The organism is Candidatus Competibacteraceae bacterium (assembly GCA_016713505.1).
Classification (GTDB): domain Bacteria; phylum Pseudomonadota; class Gammaproteobacteria; order Competibacterales; family Competibacteraceae; genus Competibacter_A.
On the sequence record JADJPA010000001.1, the window covers coordinates 971,378 to 988,270 of the forward strand.

Annotated in this window: 17 protein-coding genes and 1 pseudogene; 15 read left to right on the top strand and 3 right to left on the bottom strand. The window is 63.3% G+C overall.

All coding sequences use genetic code 11. The annotated features are described in order from the left end of the window. Nucleotides 1-59 precede the first annotated feature (59 nt). The 12 genes and pseudogenes from IPK09_04465 to kdsB all read left to right on the top strand — a co-directional run bounded on the left by IPK09_04465 (nt 60) and on the right by kdsB (nt 10,153). A complete protein-coding gene (locus IPK09_04465; protein MBK7982871.1) occupies nt 60-359 on the top strand; it encodes an integration host factor subunit beta in 300 nt (99 codons plus the stop codon). Nucleotides 360-533: 174 nt separating this feature from the next. Further along, nucleotides 534-836 carry a LapA family protein gene (locus tag IPK09_04470; protein MBK7982872.1) on the top strand — a complete coding sequence of 101 codons (303 nt, stop codon included), beginning with the start codon at nt 534-536 and terminating at the stop codon, nt 834-836. Nucleotides 837-861: 25 nt separating this feature from the next. Beyond that, a complete protein-coding gene (gene lapB / locus IPK09_04475) occupies nt 862-2,034 on the top strand; it encodes a lipopolysaccharide assembly protein LapB (protein MBK7982873.1) in 1,173 nt (390 codons plus the stop codon). Between the two features lie 61 nt (nt 2,035-2,095). Beyond that, nucleotides 2,096-2,548 carry a helix-hairpin-helix domain-containing protein gene (locus IPK09_04480; protein MBK7982874.1) on the top strand — a complete coding sequence of 151 codons (453 nt, stop codon included), beginning with the start codon at nt 2,096-2,098 and terminating at the stop codon, nt 2,546-2,548. Between the two features lie 107 nt (nt 2,549-2,655). Then, entirely contained in the window at nt 2,656-3,906 is a 1,251-nt protein-coding gene (locus IPK09_04485) for a lipoprotein-releasing ABC transporter permease subunit (GenBank protein ID MBK7982875.1), read from the top strand. Continuing rightward, on the top strand, nt 3,899-4,603 hold the full coding sequence (gene lolD / locus IPK09_04490; protein MBK7982876.1) for a lipoprotein-releasing ABC transporter ATP-binding protein LolD: 705 nt from the start codon (nt 3,899-3,901) through the stop codon (nt 4,601-4,603). Before IPK09_04485 ends, lolD begins: the two co-directional genes overlap by 8 nt. A gap of 17 nt (nt 4,604-4,620) precedes the next feature. Next, entirely contained in the window at nt 4,621-6,936 is a 2,316-nt protein-coding gene (locus IPK09_04495; GenBank protein ID MBK7982877.1) for a DNA internalization-related competence protein ComEC/Rec2, read from the top strand. A 77-nt stretch (nt 6,937-7,013) separates the two neighbouring features. After that, nucleotides 7,014-7,637, top strand: coding sequence for a MotA/TolQ/ExbB proton channel family protein (locus IPK09_04500; GenBank protein MBK7982878.1), 624 nt, complete (start codon nt 7,014-7,016; stop codon nt 7,635-7,637). Next, nucleotides 7,634-8,095: a biopolymer transporter ExbD gene (locus IPK09_04505; protein MBK7982879.1), complete on the top strand. Its 462-nt coding sequence runs from the start codon at nt 7,634-7,636 to the stop codon at nt 8,093-8,095. Before IPK09_04500 ends, IPK09_04505 begins: the two co-directional genes overlap by 4 nt. Before the next feature lie 2 nt (nt 8,096-8,097). Continuing rightward, nucleotides 8,098-9,051 (top strand): annotated as a pseudogene (locus IPK09_04510) (tetraacyldisaccharide 4'-kinase). A gap of 115 nt (nt 9,052-9,166) precedes the next feature. Beyond that, the gene (locus IPK09_04515; protein ID MBK7982880.1) at nt 9,167-9,346 is read left to right on the top strand and encodes a Trm112 family protein; all 180 of its coding nucleotides are present in this window, start codon (nt 9,167-9,169) and stop codon (nt 9,344-9,346) included. After that, nucleotides 9,347-10,153, top strand: a complete 807-nt coding sequence (kdsB, locus tag IPK09_04520; GenBank protein MBK7982881.1) for a 3-deoxy-manno-octulosonate cytidylyltransferase — start codon at nt 9,347-9,349, stop codon at nt 10,151-10,153. It begins immediately after the preceding gene. Here the strand turns inward: kdsB and IPK09_04525 are convergent. Then, nucleotides 10,127-10,396, bottom strand: coding sequence for a hypothetical protein (locus IPK09_04525; GenBank protein ID MBK7982882.1), 270 nt, complete (start codon nt 10,394-10,396; stop codon nt 10,127-10,129). The two genes, kdsB and IPK09_04525, sit on opposite strands and share 27 nt — an antisense overlap. Nucleotides 10,397-10,494: 98 nt before the next feature. On the opposite strand from IPK09_04525, the gene IPK09_04530 reads away from it, so the two are divergent. Then, a complete protein-coding gene (locus tag IPK09_04530) occupies nt 10,495-10,974 on the top strand; it encodes a low molecular weight phosphotyrosine protein phosphatase (protein ID MBK7982883.1) in 480 nt (159 codons plus the stop codon). Nucleotides 10,975-11,049: 75 nt separating this feature from the next. Here the strand turns inward: IPK09_04530 and rne are convergent, their stop codons facing one another. Next, nucleotides 11,050-13,914: a ribonuclease E gene (gene rne, locus IPK09_04535; protein ID MBK7982884.1), complete on the bottom strand. Its 2,865-nt coding sequence runs from the start codon at nt 13,912-13,914 to the stop codon at nt 11,050-11,052. 328 nt (nt 13,915-14,242) lie between these two features. Between rne and IPK09_04540 the strand changes: the two genes are divergently transcribed. Together IPK09_04540 and sppA are read left to right on the top strand one after the other, a co-directional pair. Continuing rightward, nucleotides 14,243-15,217: an RluA family pseudouridine synthase gene (locus IPK09_04540; protein ID MBK7982885.1), complete on the top strand. Its 975-nt coding sequence runs from the start codon at nt 14,243-14,245 to the stop codon at nt 15,215-15,217. A gap of 7 nt (nt 15,218-15,224) precedes the next feature. Then, entirely contained in the window at nt 15,225-16,202 is a 978-nt protein-coding gene (sppA, locus tag IPK09_04545; protein ID MBK7982886.1) for a signal peptide peptidase SppA, read from the top strand. A gap of 16 nt (nt 16,203-16,218) precedes the next feature. Here sppA and maf read toward each other — a convergent pair whose 3' ends face one another. Continuing rightward, on the bottom strand, nt 16,219-16,818 hold the full coding sequence (maf, locus tag IPK09_04550; protein MBK7982887.1) for a septum formation inhibitor Maf: 600 nt from the start codon (nt 16,816-16,818) through the stop codon (nt 16,219-16,221). Nucleotides 16,819-16,893 lie beyond the last annotated feature (75 nt).

The following is a 16,893-nucleotide window of genomic DNA, read 5'->3' on the forward strand; positions in this document are numbered from 1 at the left end:
AATTTCAAGCATGAGCGGCGCGCCGGTTCCGGCCGTCGCCAAGGATCGAGGGAGGTGCCATGACCAAATCAGAATTGATTGAAATTCTCGCGCGCAAACGCAGCGATATTCCTTATCGGGATGTCGAACAAGCGGTCAAGACCCTGCTGGAACAGATGAGCGAATCGCTGTCGGGCGGCGAGCGGATCGAAATCCGAGGGTTTGGCAGCTTTTCATTGCATTTTCGGCCGCCGCGGGTCGGACGAAATCCCAAGACGGGGGATGCGGTCTCCCTGACTGGCAAATACGTCCCTCATTTCAAGCCCGGCAAGGAACTTCGCGAGCGAGTGAACGACCGCTACAGCGGCGCCGGCGATTAGTTGTGAGATCCGAAGTTTTCCGGCAGGCTATCGGCTGTCCGGCGCCGTTTGAGAACCCACGGTCTGAAGTGGGTTTTTTATTAACCCGCGCCGCATGGGTGTCACAAGTCGCCAATCGTGAGAATGACGTCGGCCGGGCTCACTGATTTCAGCATGTTGAGGCAGGGGAAACCGATGTATTGGATCAAACTCATCCTGATCGTTGCGATTCTGTTCGTGGTGCTGTTGCTGGGCGTCGAATTTTCCACGCTCAACGCCGAACCCGTCACCGTCAAATATTTGTTTGGAGAAGCGCGCGGACCGCTGTCGCTGGTGGCGATTGGCGCCTTTGCGGTCGGCGTGTTGCTGACGGTGTTGATCGGAGCGTTCATGGTATTACCGCTGCGCTGGCAAGTGGCCCGGCTGCGACAGAGCCTGTTCAGCAAGGAACAGGAGTTCAACGTGTTGGCCAAGAAGGTGGGGCGGGAGGCTCGTTGAACCGATCGCGCGCTGCCGTCAGGCCATGATCGAACTCGTGTGGCTGCTGCTCCCGGTTGCCGCAGCGTCGGGTTGGTGGGTGGCGAGGCGGGCTTACCTTAGCCGAGAGGGTGCGGCGGCCCGCGATGCCGACTATTTCAAGGGGCTGAACTACCTGATCGACGACAAACCCGATCAAGCCATCGAGGTGTTTACCCGCATGGCCGATGTGGATCGGGACACCGCCGAAATTCACTTGGCGTTGGGGAATTTATTTCGCCGGCGCGGCGAAGTCGACCGCGCGATTCACATTCACGGGAGCCTCATCGCCAGAACCAACCTGACCGTCGACCAGCGCCAGCGCGCCGCGCTGGAACTGGGCGAGGACTATTTGCGAGCGGGCCTGTTCGACCGGGCGGAATCCTTGTTTCAGGACTTGGTGGACCAGCCCGATTACATGGAAGTCGCGGTCTCCCGGCTGATTTACATTTTTCAGCAGGAAAAGGACTGGCGTCAGGCCATCGCGTTCTGCGACCGCCTGGAGCAGATCGGCGGGGAATCGAAACGCAAGGAAACCGCCCATTTTTGCTGCGAGCTGGCCGAAGAAGCGGCTTTTCGAAAAAACGAACCTGAAGAAGCCACCACGTGGTTGCTCGATGCGCTGGCGCGCGATCCCAGTTGTACGCGCGCGAGCTTGCTGCTCGGGCGGCTGGCGGTGCGGGCGGGAAACCATCGCTCGGCTATCGAGGCGTTTCAAGCCGTCGAACAGCAGGATCGCGGCTATTTCCCGGAAGTGATCGCCGCATTGACGCAATGCTTTGGCGCGCTGGGCCGTCTTGATGAGTGGGTGCGTTATTTGTGGGATGTCCAGGGACGGGATCACAGCGGCAGAATCACCGATGCCTTGGCGGAAGGGCTGCTCAAGCAGGAAGGTGAGGAGGCCGCGCTCCAGTTTCTCGACCGGGAACTGCGGGAGTATCCGACGCTGTTGGGATTGCGCCGGCTGGTTGAAATCAAGCTGGGGCGCTGTGAGGGCGCGAATTATGCCGACTTGCGCGCGTTGCACTGCATCAGCACGCAAATGCTCAACGGCGCGGCGCGTTACCGCTGCGCCAATTGCGGGTTCGTCGTAAAATCCTTGCATTGGTGTTGCCCGAGCTGCCAAAAATGGAGCACGATCAAGCCGATATCCGACTTGGTGATGAAAACCGACGGTTGAACGAGACCACCGCATCCCGCTGTGTTTCAAGATGTTGGTTTTTAAGAATAAGGAGGCTGGTATGAAATGTTTGAAGGTGGTGCTTGGATTGATGCTGGCGTTGTTTTCCGCCGTCGCTTTCGCGCAGGCGGTTAACGTCAATACGGCGACCGCCGAAGAATTGGATAAGGGGTTGGCGGGAATCGGCCCGGCCAAGGCGGCCGCGATCGTCAAATACCGAGAAACCAACGGCCCGTTCCGGTCGGTGGACGATCTGGCCAACGTGCCGGGAATCAAGGGCGGGACGCTGGACAAGATCCGGCCCATGGTGAGCGTGGGAGCAGGCACGACCGCGCCCGCCTTGAAAAAGCCCTCCGTTCCGGCCGCTGCGCCTCAGCTCAAAAGCCCAACCAGTCCGGCGGCTCCGACGGCCGCGCCGGCCAAGCTGGGAGCGCCGTCGGCCAGCCCAACGGCTCCGGTGGTCGCGCCAAAGCTAAAGGCGCCGGCCGCGCCGGTCACGCCGTCCGTTCAATAACCGTTCTTCGGTTGCGGTGGGTAGCGTCTTGGCCGCCTGATGGGCGGCCAAGACATTTATAATCATACAGTTTCCGCTGACGGCATCCGCCGCCTGAGATCGTCTGCATGTTTCGTCCCTTGGAATTGTTCATCGGCTTGCGCTATACCCGCGCCAAGCGTCGCAATCACTTCATTTCGTTCATTTCCTTAAGTTCGATGGTGGGCATCGCGCTGGGCATTACCGCGTTGATTACCGTGATCTCGGTCATGAACGGTTTTCAGGAAGAGGTGCGCGGCCGGATTCTAGCCATGACCCCACACGCCACCATCAACCGTTGGAACGGCGTGGTGGAGGACTGGCGCGCGGTGCGGGATTGGGCGCTGGAAGATGCGCGGGTGCTGGGTGGGGCGCCGTACATTCGCGGCGAGGCGATGCTGAATCGTGGTTCGCTGGTCAGTGGCGCGCTGGTGCAGGGCATTCTGCCGTCCGAGGAGAAACAGGTGTCCGATATCGACGGCAAGATGATCCAGGGAACGCTGGACGATCTCCGACCCGGCGAATTCGGCCTCATTCTCGGTAAGGAATTGGCCAATAGCTTGGGGGTCATGGTGGGGGACAAGGTAACGGTCATCACGCCGCAGGCCAGCGTGACGCCGGCGGGTATCCTGCCGCGCTTGAAGCGTTTCGATGTGGTCGGTCTGTTCAAGGCCGGCATGTATGAATACGACCGGGGCTTGGCGTTGATGCATGTCGATGATGCGGCCAGGTTATTTCAATATCCCGATGGCGCGGTCAACGGCGTGCGCTTGAAGCTGCGCGATTTGTTCATGGCCCCGCGCCTGGCGCGCGATTTGGCCGGCAAGCTGCCCGAAACCTTCACGGCGCGCGACTGGACCCAAGATCATGCCACCTATTTTCGCGCGGTCCAGATCGAGAAAACGGCGATGTTCGTGATTCTGACCCTGATCGTGGCGGTGGCGGCTTTCAACATTGTCTCGATGCTGGTGATGGTGGTGACCGACAAACAGGCCGATATCGCGATCTTGCGCACCCTGGGTCTGACGCCGCTGGGGGTGATGGGGATTTTTATCGTGCAGGGGATCGCCATCGGGCTGATCGGCACCCTGTTGGGATTGATCGGCGGCGTGGCGTTGGCGAAGAACGTGGATGTGGTGGTGCCGTTCATCGAGCGGGTGTTCAGCATCAAGATCCTGGCCCCGGATATTTATTTGATCAGCGATATTCCCTCGAAAGTACAGTGGGGCGATGTGGCGACCATCGGGTTGGTGGCGTTCGGACTGGCGATGCTGGCGACGCTCTATCCGGCGTGGCGGGCCGCGCGGACCCAACCCGCCGAGGCGCTGCGCTATGAATGAAGTAGGACAACGGTCGGAAGGGATGGTATTGGAGTGCCGGCAACTGGCCAAAGCGTTTCGACAGGGTGAGGAGCGGTTGGAGGTGCTGCGGGAGATCAACTTCGCGATCCGGCGCGGCGAGCGCGTGGCGGTGGTGGGCAGTTCCGGCTCCGGTAAAAGTACGCTACTGCATTTGCTGGGCGGCTTGGATACGCCGACCGCCGGTTCGGTCTGGGTGGCCGGCCAGGAATTGAGCCGGACGAGCGACGCGGAGCGGGGCCGGTTGCGCAACCGCTGGCTGGGTTTCATCTATCAGTTCCACCATTTGCTGCCCGAGTTCACGGCGCTGGAAAATGTGGCGATGCCCTTGTTGATTCGGGGCGATTCACCGCAGCGGGCCAAGGAACGCGCGAGCGCCCTGCTGGAACGGGTCGGATTGGGCCGGCGCTTGACCCATCGACCGGGCGAATTATCGGGCGGCGAACGGCAGCGGGCGGCGGTGGCGCGAGCGTTGATTACAGAGCCGGCTGGCGTGTTGGCCGACGAGCCGACCGGCAATCTAGACCGGCATAGCGCCGAACAGGTTTTTGACCTGATGCTGGAACTCAACCGCGATTTGGAAACCAGCTTCGTGATCGTCACGCACGATCTGGAATTGGCCTCCCGCATGGACGCGGTCTGGCGCTTGACGGACGGGTTGCTGGTTCGGGAACGCTGAGTCCTTGGCGACCGCCGATGCGTCTTGGATCTGTCGCCTTTCTGGTGGGTGTGCTGATCCTGCATTCTTTGCCAGAGTTACCGGCGCGGGGTTGGGCGCTGGCGCTGCCGGTGCTGGCGCTGTCGGTTGTGGTTCCGGGGTTGCGGCTGCCGGCGTGGGGCCTGGCTGGATTTCTCTGGGCGCTGCTGCTGGCTTCACCGATTGCGAGCTTGCCGGCGGAGCTGGAAGGGGCAGACCTTTGGCTTGAGGGCTGGATCGCGTCCCTTCCCGATCGCGAAGGGCGCAGCGTTCGTTTCGAGTTTGTGGTGGATCAGGCCCGACGTAACGGGCGGCCGATTCTCACGCTCGTCGGCCAACGGTTGCGCCTGTCGTGGTGGGACGAGGCCGAGCGTGAGGCTGATGCGCCGGCTGACGTGAGCCGATCGTGGCAGGTCGGCGACCGTTGGGGTTTTACGGTGCGGCTAAAACAGCCGCGGGGTCTGGCGAATCCGGGCGGCTTCGACTACGAGCGCTGGCTCCATGCCAAAGGGATCGCGGCGACCGGCAGCGTTCGGGCAGAGCCGTCGCCGCGCTGGCTGGCGCCGGCCGAACGCTATCCGCTGGACCGTTACCGGCAACAGGTCGCGGCCCGTTTCGCGCGGTTGCTGCCTGGAAATCCTTTTACCGGCATCTTGACCGCCTTGTCGGTTGGGGAAGAAGGCGGAATTGCTCCGTGGCAATGGGAGGTGTTCAACCGTACCGGCACCGGTCATTTGATGTCGGTATCTGGCTCGCACATCGGCCTGATCGCCGGGATGGTGTTCGCGCTGGTTTGGGGGCTTTGGAGCCGGTGGCCGGCGCTGGCGCTGCGCTGGCCGGCCTCGCGCGCGGCGGCGCTGGCGGCGCTGGCGGCGGCGGGCGCTTACACGTTGCTGTCCGGCTTGTCGGTGCCGGCGCAGCGCTCGTTCCTGATGGTGGCGGTGGCGATGCTGGCGCTGCTCGGGCAACGGCCCGCCGCGCCTGGCCGGGTTTTGGCGCTGGCGTTGCTGGTGGTGCTGGTAGTCGATCCAACCGCGCCGCTATTGGCCGGATTCTGGCTGTCCTTCGGCGCGGTGGCCGTCATTCTCTACTCGGTCAGCGGCCGTTGGCGCGAGCAGCGCTGGTTCGGCCGGACCGTCGGCTTGCAGCTCAAGATTGCCCTGGGGTTGCTGGCGCCGACGCTGGTGTTCTTTCAGCAATTTCCGTTGCTGTCGCCACTGGCCAATCTGATCGCGATACCCTGGGTCGGTTGCACGGTATTGCCGTTGAGTTTGCTGGCCGCGCTGGTAGGGTGGTTCGGCACGGCGCTGCCAGCGGTGGTGTTGCAACTGGCCGCGCTGACCATGGAAGGATTGTGGCAGATTCTGGCCTGGCTGGATCGACTGCCCGGCCTGATCTGGTATCGGCCGGCACCGCCGTTGTGGACGCTGGGGTTCGCGCTGCCGGGTATCGCTTTGCTGCTCGCGCCGCGCGGCTTGCCGGGTCGCTGGTTGGGCTTGCCGCTGTGTTTGCCGTTGCTGTGGCCACCCGTCGCCGCACCAGGGTTGGGTGGGTTCTGGTTCACCTTGCTAGATGTCGGTCAGGGACTGGCGGCGGTGGTCAGAACCCAACATCATGTGTTGGTTTACGATACTGGGCCACGTCTGGGAACGAATCTCGATGCCGGCCGGGCGGTGCTCGTTCCGTTTCTGCGCCAGCAGGGGATCATGCGGGTAGATACGCTGCTGGTCAGTCACGCCGACAGCCAACATACCGGCGGGGTGCGGTCGTTGCGGGAATTGATGCCGGTCGAGCGGATTTTTACCGCCTCGCTGGAACAGACTCCCATCGCGGGGGCCGAACTATGTCGGGCCGGTCGAACGTGGGAATGGGATGGAGTGCGATTCCAAATCCTGCATCCGCCAGAAGCTGGATTTAGCGGCGACAATGCGTCTTGCGTGCTCCAGGTGGCGGGAAGGTCGGGTCGGGTGTTGCTGCCGGGCGATATCGAGACCCGCGTGGAAACCGCCTTGGTCGCGGCGTATGGGGTGGAATTGGCCGCCGATGTGTTGGTCGCGCCGCATCACGGCCATCGCAACCTGTCGAGTCCGACTTTTTTGGACGCCGTGCGACCGCGCTACATTCTGTTCGCAACCGGCCATGGAAATCGGTTTGGCTATCCGCGTCCTGAAACGGTAGCGCGCTATCAGGCCACCGGCGCTACGGTGCTCGATCCCGCCAATGAAGGGGCGCTCACCTTTCGGTTGGAGGCGGGCAGAAGTCTGGAGCCGGAGCGCTACCGCCGCGATAACCGCCATTACTGGACAGCGCCTTGAGCGGTTGCAACTTAAAATCCAGTATCATGGTTCGCTATTAATGTAGAGGGGTGGACAGGCATGCCGGAGTTTTTGACGTGCTCGATTTGATCAAAGCCGGTGGCTGGCTAATGGCGCCACTTTTGGCTTGCTCGCTGGCGGCGACCATCATCATTTTCGAGCGCTTGCTGGCGTTGCGGCGGGCGCGGGTTTTGCCGGAGCAACTGGTGGCGATCTTGCGCCGCTGGTCGGAACGGCGCGCGGTCGATCGGGAGGATCTTGATGCGCTGGCCTTGGATTCGCCGCTGGGTCGAATCGTAGCGGCGGGCTTGGACTATCGCGGCCACGGTCGCGAAATTCTCCGGGAGCGGGTCGAGGATACCGGCCGCCATGTGGTGCATGAATTGGAACGGTTTCTCAATGCCTTGGGCACCATTGCCTCGATCAGCCCCTTGTTGGGGTTGCTCGGCACCGTGGCCGGCATGATCAAGATTTTTCAGATCGTCTCGGTGCAGGGCAACAGCAATTTCAGCCTGCTGTCGGTCGGCATCGCCGAGGCGCTGGTGACCACCGCCGCCGGTCTGACCGTGGCCATTCCCAGCGTGCTGTTCTACCGTTATTTCCATGCCCGCGTGGACGAGCTGGTGGTGGATATGGAGCAGGAAACGCTGCAATTGATCGAGGTGTTGGACGGCGAAAGCCAGCACGGACAGCAGCCATGAAGCTACGTCCCCACCGCCGCGAGGAGCCAGAACTCAATCTGGTGCCGATGATCGATGTGGTGCTGGTGCTACTGATCTTTTTCATGATCGCCACCAGCCTGCGCCATCAATCGGAACTGGAAATCCGCCTGCCCGATGCGTCGGGCAAGCCGATGCCGGGCGCCGTGGCGCAACTGGAGGTAGCGGTCGACGCCGCCGGCCGCTATGCCATCAACGGGCGCTTGCTGGAAACCACCGATGCGGCGACGTTGAAGGAAAAACTATCAGCCGAGGCGAACGGCCGGGCTTTGCCGTTGACCGTCAGCGCGGATGGCCGGACACCCCATCAAGCCGTGGTGGCGGTGCTGGATGTCGCCGGTCAGTTGGGTATCCACCAACTGGCCATCGCCACCGTGAACGAACCGGACGCTCGGAATCCTCCCGCCAAGGCTGACCCCACCCCATCTGGAAGGGATTGACCATGCACTGGCTGGATCGTTATGGCTATTCGTTGAATCTGGTGTCGGTAGTGCTGTGGCCGGTTAGCCTGTTGTTTGGGCTGGCGGCGCGCGCGCGGCGCTTTCTGTACCGACAGGGTGTGTTGAAAAGCGAAGGACCCAGCGTGCCGATCCTCGTAATCGGCAATATCACGGTCGGCGGTGCCGGCAAGACGCCGCTGGTGGCGCGCTTGGTGGAACTGCTGCGGGAGGCCGGCTACAAGCCCGGCATCATCGGGCGAGGCTACGGCGGCCAGTCGCCGAAATGGCCGCGTTACGTCGCGACTGACGCCGAGCCTCTAGAGGTCGGTGACGAACCGGTGCTGCTGGCGCGGCGGTGCTGGTGTCCGGTGGTGGTCGGCCCGGATCGGGTGGCGGCGGCGCGCAAGCTGTTTGAAACCTGTGATTGCAACGTCATCATCAGCGATGACGGCTTGCAACATTACCCCTTGCGGCGCGATCTCGAAATCGCCGTGGTGGACGGTTTTCGCCGGCTGGGCAATGCCGCGTGCCTGCCCGCCGGTCCGTTGCGGGAACCGCCTTCCCGACTGCGCGAAGTCGATTTCGTGGTCGGCAACGGCGCGGCGCGCAACGGTGAATACCTGATGACGCTGCACGGCGAGACGGCGGTGAACCTGCGCGATCCCCTGGTCAGCGCCGTGCTGACCAATTTCCGGCAATGCTCGGTGCACGCGGTGGCCGGCATCGGCGATCCGTGGCGCTTTTTCACGCATTTGCGGAACGCCGGCCTGCGCCTGGTCGAACATCCGTTTCCCGACCACCATCAGTTCCAGGCGGGAGATTTGCAGTTTCGCGAGGATTTGCCGGTGCTGATGACCGAAAAAGATGCGGTCAAGTGTCGCGACATCGCACCGGATAACGGCTGGTACGTACCGGTCAGCGCGCGGCTCGACCCCGAATTCGAGGAGCGGTTGCTCAAGCAACTGGGCATGATCGCCATGGCCAAGGGCGTGCGCCGTCAGGTGGAGGCGCCGGCCCGCCGCTCCAACCCGAACCCCTTACCCGATACAGCCCCGTCACGAGGTGAACCCGATGGACAAGAAATTGCTGGACATCCTGGTGTGTCCGGTCAGCAAGGCCCCGCTGAGCTACGACAAGGCGCGGCAGGAGTTGATTTGCAAGGAAAGCCGGCTGGCCTATCCGATTCGCGACGGCATTCCGGTGATGTTGGAAGCCGAGGCCCGACGGCTGACGGATGAAGAGGCCGCTTGAGTGAGTGGAAAAGAGCTCCGGTTTCGGGTGGCGATTCCCGCCCGTTACGCCTCGACCCGGCTGCCGGGCAAACCGTTGCGGCTGCTGGCCGGCCGAACGCTGCTGGAGCACGTTTACCGACGCGCCTTGGCCAGCGGCGCTCTGGAGGTGGTGATCGCCACCGATGACCCGCGCATTCAGGCGGCGGCCGAACAGTTTGGCGCGCTGGTGTGCATGACTTCCCCGGCGCATCTGTCCGGCACCGACCGTCTGGCCGAAGTGGCGCAGCGCTACGCTTGGCCGGAGGATGCCATCGTGGTCAACCTGCAAGGCGACGAACCGCAAATGCCGCCGGCCTTGATCCGGCAAGTCGCGGCGGAGTTGGAGGAGCATCCGCTCGCCGGCATCGCCACGGCCTGCGCCCGCATTCAGCAAGCGGCGGAAGTTTTCGATCCGAATGCGGTCAAAGTGACGCGGGACCGCGAAGGGTTCGCGCTGTATTTCAGCCGCGCCCCGCTGCCCTGGCATCGCGAGGTATTCCGCGCGGATGGCGGACGCCCGAGCGAACTGCCGGCGGCTACCGCATGGTTCCGGCATGTCGGGCTTTATGCTTACCGGGTGGCGGTTTTGCGGCGTTTCCCGCAACTGGAGCCGGCGCCGCTGGAACGAGCCGAATCGCTGGAGCAGTTGCGCGCTCTGTGGCACGGTATCCGCATCTATGTCGCCGAAGCGACCGAGGCGCCTGCGCCGGGCGTCGACACCGAAGCCGACCTGGCGCGGGTGGCGGCGGAATTGGCGGCCTCAAAGCAGCAGGTCGAACGTGGCTAATTCGGGTAGATCGGGATTGAAACCGTCACCTTGACTGTCGAGCAGGGTCACCGTGAAGGTTCGTGGTACGCGAGGCCCGGCCTCACCGTATTGATTGGCTTGAATGACCTTATGGTCCTGGCGGTCGCGCAGGACCAGCGCGGGTTCATCGGTGAGAATTTCGATGACCCGACAGGATAGTCCTCGGTAACTCAAGGTCTGATCCAGCAGCGTTTGCAGTTTTCGAGCGTCAATGCGCAACATGAGTGGCGGCCAAGTTGATCGGGTCAATTGTCAGGATGTTCCGCGCGCTGTTCGATTTCAGACGGCAGCGCCGGCTGAATGAGGCGAAAGCGAAAGCGATGGTCAGAGTTCTGTTTGTTTGCATGGGCAACATCTGTCGCTCCCCGGTGGCGGAAGGGGTGTTTCGGCGGATGCTGGAAGGAGCGGGTTTGAACGAAAAAATCTATGTCGATTCGGCCGGCACTCACTCCTACCACACCGGCGCGCCGCCCGATCCGCGCAGCCAGATGACGGCCTTGCGACGGGATATCGACCTGCGGGATCTGCGCGCCCGCCGGGTCACGGTAGCGGATTTTGCCGAGTTCGACTATGTGCTGGCGATGGATCGCGAGAATCTCGAACATCTGCTGGCCTTATGCGGGGAGCCAGGACCGCGGCGGCGCATCCAGTTGTTTCTGGATTATGCCCCGCACCTGCCCGAACGCGAGGTGCCGGACCCGTATTACGGTGGCCCAAACGGTTTCGAACGGGTGATGGATCTGATCGAGGAAGCGGCGGAAGGGTTATTGGTCGATATCCGCCGGCGCTACCGGATTTGAATGCCGCATCCCGCGCCGGGTGGGCGGAAAGCCAGCGGGGCTCGATCGCAGCCCCGCTGCATGGAGAGTGATCGGTCAGCTCGCCGGTTTGATGGCGGGTTCGGACTCCGGTGCGTGCTTCTCGTCGCGGCCCGCTTGCGCCGAGTCGGGCGCGGGCTCGGCGGCCGCCGCTTCGGAAACCGCCGGTTGTTCGCGCGCGGTCGTTTCCGTTGCCGCTTCGTCCGTGATGGATGCTCCAGCGGCGCCGGCGCTATCGGCTAACACAGCGGGGTCCGCGGCGACGTGATCGGCTTCGGTGGTGGGTTTCTCCAGTTCCACGCTAAGGTTTTCGGATGTTTTTGAAACTGTCGACTCAATCGTTGCTTCAGACGGTTCCGCCGAGATAGCACCGACTCCCGGAGTTGCCGCGTCGGTCTCGACCGGTTGCATGATCTCGACCCACGGGGTCGGCTGGGCGTCTGAGGCAGTGACCAAGGCCTCCGCAGCCGGCTCCTCCGGTCGAACAGGGGGTGTGTCGCCGGCGGTTTGCGCGTGCGGTGCTATGGCGTGGTTCGGAATCGAGTCATCCAGCGCAGCCGTAGCGAGCTCGTCGCCAGGATATTCCAACAGGGACGGCGGTGGCGCGAGCGGCGGCTGGTCCGGCAAAAACGCGGCCTCCGGTGCGATGTTGGACGCCTTGGCGGCGGCCAACATCTCTCTGGGCAAGCGCGGGCGACCGCTGCGAATTCGCCGGTGCGAAGGCGGGGAGAACGAGGGCGCGGCCGCTGTTTCAGCGAGATCCGGGTCCGCCACGGCTTTTTCTTCGGCCTCCAGCGGCGGTCGGTCCGGTCTTTCGGCAGCGTCGCTCTCGCCGGCTGACGCCTCGGCGCTCTCCGCGGCAGCGTCGGTTGCGGCGGAGGCGTCGCCGCGCCGCCGTCTGCGGCCGCCGCGCCGGCTGCGCCGGTTGCGGGTATTGGCGGTTTCTTCCTCGGTTTCGGACCCGACAGCAGGCTCTTGAGCCATTTCTCTGGCGGGTGTTGGCGGAGGGTCGACCGGATCGAGTGCTGGCGCCACCTCTGGGAAGGCGGAGACCGGCGCGGTCGGGGCCGGCTCGGGAGTCACGGTGCTGGGGGCCTTGGAGGTGGTCGGCTCTCCGGGGGCTTCCACGTCTGACCGTTTGCCGGGCCGATCCCGGCGCGGCCGTTCTGGCTTTGGCGGGCGACTGGCGGCTTTGGCGGGCTTTTCCAGCGGTTCGTTGCCTGAATGCAGCTGACCGAACAGATTGCCCCACAACCAGCGGAAAAAGCTGGAATTCGCTTCGGGCTTCGGCGCGGGCGACGGCGGTGTCGGGGCCGGAGTGGCCGGCGCGACGCCCTTGACCACCGCTTCCTCGCCAGTACCTCGGGCGGTGACGCCGGGCTTGGCTTCGAACTGCTCTTCAAAGTCTTCCGCCAGGGAATACGACAGGCGTTGCGCCGACTCCGACAGCTCGTCCGCCCGCAGCCGGCTCAGTTTGAAGTGGGGAGTTTCCAGGGTTTCGTTGGGAACCAGCATGACGCCGGCCCGATGGCGCTGTTCGATGGCGCGGATCGCCTCGCGCTTTTCATTGAGCAGGAAGGTGGCGACCTTGACCGGCAATTGCACCACGACCCGGCCGGTCTTGTCCTTCATCACCTCTTCCTGAATCAGCCGCAGCACGCTCAAGGCCAGCGACTCGATATTGCGGATGGTGCCTTGGCCGTTGCAGCGCGGGCAGATCACGTGGCTGGCTTCATCGAGCGAAGGACTCAGGCGCTGGCGCGACATCTCCAGCAGGCCGAACCGAGAAATGCGGCCGACCTGCACGCGGGCGCGGTCCATCTTCAACGCTTCGCGCAGCCGGCTTTCGACTTCGCGCTGGTTGCGGGCGACGTTCATGTCGATGAAATCGATGACGATCAGTCCGCCCAGATCGCGCAGTCGCAATTGCCGGGCGATTTCGTCGGCGGCTTCCAGATTGGTGGTGAGCGCCGTTTCCTCGATGTCGCTGCCCTTGGTGGCGCGGGCGGAGTTGATGTCGATGGACACCAGCGCTTCGGTGTAGTCGATCACGATGCCGCCGCCGGAGGGCAGGCTGACCTCGCGCAGATAGGCGGTTTCGATTTGGGATTCGATCTGGAAGCGGGTAAAGAGCGGGACGCTGTCCTGATAGGGTTTGAGTTTGTTCAGGTTGTGCGGCATCACCTGCTGCATGAAATCCTGAGCCTGGCGGTGGACGGCGGGGTTGTCGACCAGGATTTCACCGATGTCGGCGCGCAGGTAATCGCGCAGGGCGCGCACGATGATGTTGCTTTCCTGATAAATCAGAAACGGCGCTTTCTTCTGGGAGGAGGCGAATTCGATGGCCTTCCACAGGTGCAATAGGTAATCCAAATCCCACTGCAATTCCTCTTGCGAGCGGCCCACTCCGGCGGTGCGCACGATCAGGCCCATGCCGTCGGGGATGTTGAGGCTGCCCATCACCTCGCGCAGTTCTTGCCGGTCTTCGCCCTCGATCCGCCGCGACACGCCGCCGGCGCGCGGGTTGTTGGGCATCAGCACCAAATAGCGGCCAGCCAAGCTGATGAAGGTGGTCAGGGCGGCGCCCTTGTTGCCGCGCTCCTCCTTTTCCACCTGAATCATGATCTCCTGGCCTTCCTTGATGGCCTCCCGAATATTCGGGCGGCCGCTCTCGCTGGCTTGAGGGTCGAAATAACTGCGGGTGATTTCCTTGAACGGCAGAAAGCCGTGCCGTTCGGCGCCGTAGTCGACGAAGGCCGCTTCCAGGCCCGGTTCGATCCGGGTGACGCGGCCCTTGTAGATGTTGGATTTTTTCTGTTCGCGCGAGGGCGTTTCGATGTCGAGGTCGTAGAGTTTCTGGCCGTCTACTAGGGCCACGCGCAACTCTTCCTGCTGAGTTGCATTGATCAGCATACGTTTCATGAAGCCATTCCTTGCGCTCGACCATCACCGAGGGGGCACGGTTGTCGCCGGGGCGTCGCTGGAGCGGGGATGGCCCGGGGATGGATAAGATCCTGGTGGGGGCTGGCCCGAGTCGCCGCGGAGTCGTGACCAGTCGGCTGGGAGCGCGGTCAAGAGCCGCTCTAAGATTATGGGTTGAGCGGCGAATAAACCCATCAAACCGACCCTCTCGCCGGATGGCTGGCGCGCGGGTGCGAAAACCGATAGTGTATTCATCCAGTTTCGCCGGCCTCTCTCAGGCCAATCGGCGACAACAACCCAATATAACAGTCCTGAGGACATGCTTCAAATGTCGCTTGATCCAGCGCGTCCCGGCGGAGTGCGCCATCTGGAAATTCCTGCGGAACACGCCGGCCAGCGCCTCGATAATTTTCTGCTCCGTGAGTTGAAGGGCGCGCCCAAGAGCCTGATCTATCGTATTCTGCGCAAAGGCGAAGTGCGCTTGAACGGCGGGCGGGTCCAACCAGACCGGCGGCTGCAAGCCGGTGATGTGTTGCGCGTCCCGCCGGTGCGGCTCGCTCAAAGTGTGGCGCAACCTTTGCATCTACCCGCGGGGTTGGCGGACGCCCTGCGCCAGGCGGTGTTGTATGAAGACCGAGACCTGCTGGTGCTCGACAAGCCGGCCGGGCTGGCGGTGCACAAGGGCAGCGGCGTCGATTTTGGAGTGATCGAAGCGCTGCGGGCGCTGCGGCCGAAAGAGCCGTTTCTGGAGCTGGCGCACCGGCTGGATCGCGAAACCAGCGGTTGTCTGGCGCTGGCGCGCACGCCGCAAGCGCTGCGGGCGATTCAGGACGCGCTGCGGGCCGGGCGCGTTGAAAAACGCTATCTGGCTTTGGTGCGCGGTCGCTGGAACCACGGTCCGCGTGAGGTGAACTTGCCGTTGCGGCGCAACGTCTTGCGCGGCGGCGAGCGGATGGTGGAGGTCGCCGATGACGGCAAGCCGGCCCTGACCTGCTTCCGGCCGGTCAGCCTGTTCCAACCCGCTTCGCTGCTGGAAGCCCGCATCGCGACCGGCCGCACCCACCAGATTCGCGTCCATGCCGCTCGCATCGGCCATCCGCTCGCTGGCGATGGGAAATACGGCGATCCCGCCTTCGACCGGTTGATGGTCGAGCGCTATGGGTTGCGCCGCGTGTTTCTGCACGCCCACAGTGTGGTATTACCGCTCGGCGGTCGGGAAGTCGCGGTCAGCGCCCCGCTGGGTTTCGAGTTGAAAGCCGTCCTCGACCGCCTTGGTGAAGGAGATGCGCGCGAAAGCGCCTGAGGTAAGCATGAGCGATCCGAGTCCGAATGCGAATTTGCCTGGCGACGACCGCTGGGCGCGGGATGCCTTGACCAAGCTGGCGCACGCCGCGGTGGCCGAACAACGGCGGGCGCGCCGCTGGGGAATTTTTTTCAAACTGCTGTTTTTCGCCTATTTGGTGGGCTTATTGCTGCTGGCGTGGCCGGAAAAATTGGGGACGGTCGCCGCCACCAGCATCAAGGCTCACACGGCGCTGGTGCGGGTGGAGGGCTTGATCGCCAGCAGCACCGAAGCCAGCGCCAAGAATGTCATCGAAGCCTTGCGCAAGGCGTTCAAGGACCAGAATACGGTCGGGGTGGTGCTGGAGATCAACAGTCCCGGCGGCAGCCCGGTGCAGGCCGGCGAGATTTACGACGAAATTCAGAAGCTGCGCCAGCAATACCCGAAGATTCCGGTGCACGCGGTCGCCAGCGATGTCTGCGCTTCGGGGGGCTACTACATCGCGGCGGCGGCGCAGAAAATCTACGCCAACAAGGCCAGCATCGTCGGCTCCATCGGGGTGCGGATGGACAGCTTTGGGTTCACTGACGCCATTTCCAAGCTCGGCATCGAGCGGCGGGCGTATACCGCGGGCAGCAACAAGGATTTCCTCGATCCGTTCAAACCGGTCAATCCGGCGGAAGTGCGGCATTTGCAGGGGATGCTGGACGCGATTCACCAGCAGTTCATCGCGGCGGTCAAACAGGGGCGCGGCGAGCGGCTGAAAGACGATCCCGAAGTGTTCAGCGGCCTGATGTGGACCGGCGAGCAGAGCGTGAGCTTGGGTCTGGTGGATGCCTTGGGCAGCAGCCGTTACGTCGCCGAAGAGGTCATCGGCCAAAAGAACGTCGTCGATTACACCCAGCGCACCCGCTGGGTGGACCGCTTGCTGAATGAGACCGAAGCCAGCCTGAGCGCGGTTTTGGGGAGGGCGCTGGGATTGGATCAGAACGTCCGCTGGCGTTAGGCTGCGGGTGCGACGCTCACAGCACGGCTAGTCCCGCCGCTTCCAACATGCGGATGAGCCGGATCAAGGGCAGGCCGATCAGGCTGGTGGGATCGTCGCCTTCCAGCCGCTCGAATAGCGCGATTCCCAAGCCTTCGGATTTGAAGCTGCCCGCGCACTGGTAGGGCTGTTCCCGGCGCAGGTAGCGTTCGATCATTGCAGGCGTCAACGATCGGAACACGACCTTGAAAGCTTCGACGGCCAGTTGGCGCTGGTCGGTCGCGGCGTCGAACAGACACAATCCGGTATAAAAGGTGACGCTGCGCGCCGAGGCGCGCCGCAGTTGGGCCGTGGCTTGCTCGTGATTTCCGGGTTTGCCGATGATCTCGCCCGCCAACAGCGCGACTTGATCGGAGCCGATGACCAGCGCCCCTGGTTCGTGGCGGGCGACGGAGCGGGCTTTCAGTTCCGCCAGCCGCGCCACCAAGGCGGGAGCCTCCTCTCCTGCCAGGCGGCTTTCATCGGCCTCGGGGGAGCGCGTGGTAAACGGCAGCCCCAAGCGCTGTAGCAAATCGCGGCGAAACGGCGAGGTGGAAGCCAGAATCAAGCGGCGGTGCTTGGAAGGAGGTGTCGGCATGAGGCTCGTTCGGTGGTTGAAACCGCGCACGCTGTGAATCAGTCTATATTTTGACATAAAACCGGCGGGCTTATA